The following is a 3858-nucleotide window of genomic DNA, read 5'->3' as shown; positions in this document are numbered from 1 at the left end:
CGATGGGTCAGCTCGACCTGTCTTCCTATTTCGCTGCGATGAACGTCTGCGACACGATCAGGAAGGGAAAGCCGACATATCAGAGTGCGCTCTACGTTCAGGGATCCGATGACCACACGGAAATTCTGAAAGAGTTCGATGACGCAATGGCGGGCTATGGCCTAAACCGCCGCGGCTTGTCCGGCGTGATCCCAGGCGCGCCCCAAATCCCCGTGCTTGAAATTACGGCTGCCGATATTCCAATGGATCGCGCCCAGGAGGTCAGCAAGCGCAAATCTGCCTTCGAAATGTACAATATGATGTCGGGTCAGTTTACCTCTCCGGAAAGCCAATGGGGCGCGGAAAGCCTCAAGCCGATTGTCGTGAACGCGGACATTGCCGCAGACGGTCGCCGCCGGCAGACGTCAAATGACTTTCTGCAGGTCTCCGACCCTGACATTGCCCAGTATCTCCTCAACATCCGCTATCGCCAGAACCGCAAGGGCGGCCAGGCGACAGTTCCTGTCAGCCGCCGTGTTGGCTTGAAGGTGCAGGAAGGCGAATGGGTCGCCTTCGACGGCAAGACATGGCTGATCACTGAATGGCGCTGTGATGAGAATTTTCAGTTCACGCTGGTTCTGTCTGAGACCGGGGCAGACATCTATTCGGATGGCGATATCGATCCGGGCCCGGTCATTATCCCACCGTCGCCGCCGATCAATCCGTCGATCCTTTCTACAATCCAAGGCTTTGCTGTCGAAGTTGGTGTCATCAATGGTGAGGATGGCTTCGAGAAGCCCGCACTGCGCTTTGGCTGGACGCCACCGGATGACCCGACAATCACGGAGGTTCGATTCTTCTACCGCATTGCCGGAACGTTCGTCGAGTTTCAGGACAAGTCTTCGCAGCCGGAAATCAGCGAATACACTACCTCAAAGGATGTTCAGTCCGGTGTGTTCTATGAAGCGCGCGCCACAATCACGACCGTTCCGGATCGGTTCAAGACTTTTACGCCCTGGTTGACGACAACCATCAAGACCAGCCGCGAGACGGTTTACATGCCGGGCGTCGTTGACGGTGTTCTTCAGCGTCTCAATGCAAAACTCGATTGGATCGGTAAATCCATCCGGTTTGCCGATGAGGAACGCCAGCGGATCGATGCACTGCTCGCCGAGGCAGGGGCGCAGTCGTTCGATGACCGAAAGGAGATAACGGCAACTGTCGGTGCATTCTCCGCATCGTTTTCCGATCAGATCACGGTTGTGGCTTCCGATACAGCCGCAGCTGTCCTGAAGGTCACACAACTCACCGCACAAGTGAACGATCCGGTGAAGGGCCTGAATGCTCTGTCTCAGATCACGGACACTTTGTCTGCCACGGTATACGATCCCGGGACGGGCCTTGCAGCGATCACCAACCGGGTAAACGTAACCGAGGCGAGGGTAGGTAACTTCTACGCCAACGGAATTCTGCGCTTTGAGCAGGTGGCAACGCAGGCGGGCGCGCAATCGACGGCTGGACTGAGCGTTGCAGCAAGCGGGACCGGTCCAACATCACAGGCGGCTCTGTTTCTCAGCGCAATTGCCGGCGGGACAAGCGAAGTCGGAATAACCGCCGATTCCTTCTACGTGGTTCAGGCTGGGGCAAAGCGGCGCCCGTTCATCATTCAGGGCGGCGTGCTCTATGCCGATGAATTGCGGGTCAACAAGCTGGTTGGCCTTTCCGCCACTCTTGGCGCCGTGGATATCAGTGAGGCTGTAATCGGCAATCTCATCGTTGGAACGTCCAATCTTGGGATCGATTCTGTCACAAGCAGCTCGCGCGTTAGCGGGCAGGTGTACCGTGATCCCAATCCGGGCATTGGCTACGTCAATCTTTATTTGACGGCGAATATGCCTGTGACCAGTCGGTCGTTGATGCAGATCAATTGGAGCGGATCATTCAGCTACAATGCGGGTAATGGCGGGAAGTACACGATCATCGTGACGAACACGACAACGGGCGAAGTCATCTACTCAAAGTCGTTCGTGCTTTCATCGGGCACGACCAATTCGGCCCAATCATCCATTGATTTCTTCTTTGGAAACAACGCGGCGGGAAACAACACTTTTGAAGTGAAAATGACCGACGGTGTCCAGGCCGCTGGAAACAACATTTACAACACAACGCTGACTGCCCTCTGGTGGAAACGCTGAACTAACTCAACCCATCCATGCCTCAACCTTTCACCCGCTCGCGCGGGGAGGAGAACTCATGTCTGAACGCATCCAGATTGACCCGATGGTGGTGGTCAATGAACAGCGGGAGCTGATTGGCTTCTACGAGAACCGCAATCTTCTGCTCGCCAATGAAAACCAGAAACTGAGAGAAGGGCTCGAACAGGCAAACGCATCGATCGCTCGACTGACAGAGGACCTCGCCAATCTGTCGCCTGAAGAACCGGCAAAGGTCGAGAAGAAAGGAAAGGCAAACTGATGGCCGACAATCCAGACATTACAGCAGGCACGGCGTCAGTTGTCGCAGGCACCAAGGCTGTTACGGGCGTTGGTACATTCTGGAGCACGGATGAGATCCGTTCAGGTGATCTGTTCGCCAGTGATGGTTACCCGGGCGCGCGCATCGATACGGTCAACAGTGATACGTCGATCACACTCAAGGACAACTGGCGTGGGTCTTCACTCCCGGCCGGCTCTTCCTATTACATCCGGTATCAACCTGACGGATCACGCTATGCAGCATTGTTGGCGGCGGTACGCAAAATCCTCACCCAACCAATCCTGACTGCATTTTCTGGTCTCTCCGCGACGGCAGACAAGCTGCCGTTCTTTACAGGCGCCAGCACCATGGGCCTGATGGACTTCAAGGTGTGGGCCAGATCATTCCTTGGTTTGCCAATGGCGGAGGACAAGCTGCCATACGGTACAAGTGCCAACACCATGGGGCTTGTTGATTTTAAAGCATGGGCAAGGTCATTGCTCGGTCAGAATATGGCGGCCGATAAGTTACCGTACGGCACTGGCTCCGACACGATGGGACTAGTGGATTTCAAAGCCTGGGCGAGGTCGTTGCTCGGCCTTGCGCCTGCCGCCGACAAGGGCATTTACTTTGCTGATGCCAATACCGCGGCGACCTACACATTGACTGCATACGCTCGCACCCTCCTTGGCGAAAACAATGGTGCAGGCGTGTGGACAAAGCTGGGTGGTGCATCTAACGCGAGCAGTATCAAGCATCCCGATGGTACGATTGAGCAATGGGGCGTTATCTACAATGCCGCCAGCGATTATGGTTTGACATTTCCATTGGCGTTCCCCTCCGTGTGCTATGCCGTAACCATGACGCCGTACATAAATGCAGGCCTTGGCGCCGCCTACGTCGCGATGACCAGCAACACCTCTCGCACCGGTACGGACGTTCGATGCCGCAACATTACAGGTGCTGGGGTCGGTCAGCAAAATGATCTGGTCGTGTTTTGGAAAGCAGTGGGAAGATAGCTATGACGAAATTTGCAATGTTGAATGCAGAAGGTTTTGCGACCGCTTTCTATGACCGTGATATGCACGGCAATGATATTCCAACAGGCGTTTTAGAGATTACCGATGAACAGTGGCTGGAGTACATTGACAATCAAGGCAGACGAAAGTTCGCCGTTGGACAATTGGTCGAGTTCGTGCCGCCGCCGCCCCAGCCAATCATCCCAGATCGAGTTTCCAGCCGCCAGTTTTTCATGATGCTCGACATCATGGATGTGACAACCCATCCGGGTATTTACGATCAGGTCGAAGACTGGGTGGCATCGCAGCCGCGCGCCATCCGTCTTGTCTATGAAAAGGCGGGCTCATTCGTCCGCACTGATGAAATGCTGCAGCAAGGCTTTAC

3 protein-coding genes and 1 pseudogene are annotated in these 3858 nt (G+C 55.2%); all 4 read left to right on the top strand.

Annotated elements, in window-relative coordinates:
* Window positions 1-2174: phage tail protein (locus J1W56_RS25730; protein WP_223616130.1), on the top strand; the 2174-nt coding region annotated here is incomplete at its 5' end.
* A gap of 58 nt (window positions 2175-2232) precedes the next feature.
* On the top strand, window positions 2233-2454 hold the full coding sequence (locus tag J1W56_RS25725) for a hypothetical protein (protein WP_223616129.1): 222 nt from the start codon (window positions 2233-2235) through the stop codon (window positions 2452-2454).
* Entirely contained in the window at window positions 2454-3473 is a 1020-nt protein-coding gene (locus J1W56_RS25720; RefSeq protein ID WP_223616128.1) for a gp53-like domain-containing protein, read from the top strand. Before J1W56_RS25725 ends, J1W56_RS25720 begins: the two co-directional genes overlap by 1 nt.
* 2 nt (window positions 3474-3475) lie before the next feature.
* Window positions 3476-3858 (top strand): annotated as a pseudogene (locus J1W56_RS25715) (hypothetical protein); the annotation flags it as partial.

The sequence above is a fragment of the Phyllobacterium calauticae genome (assembly GCF_019991125.1).
GTDB lineage: Bacteria > Pseudomonadota > Alphaproteobacteria > Rhizobiales > Rhizobiaceae > Phyllobacterium > Phyllobacterium calauticae.
The sequence above is the reverse complement of the archived record's forward strand: the minus strand, read 5'-3'. Positions and strand labels throughout refer to the sequence as shown.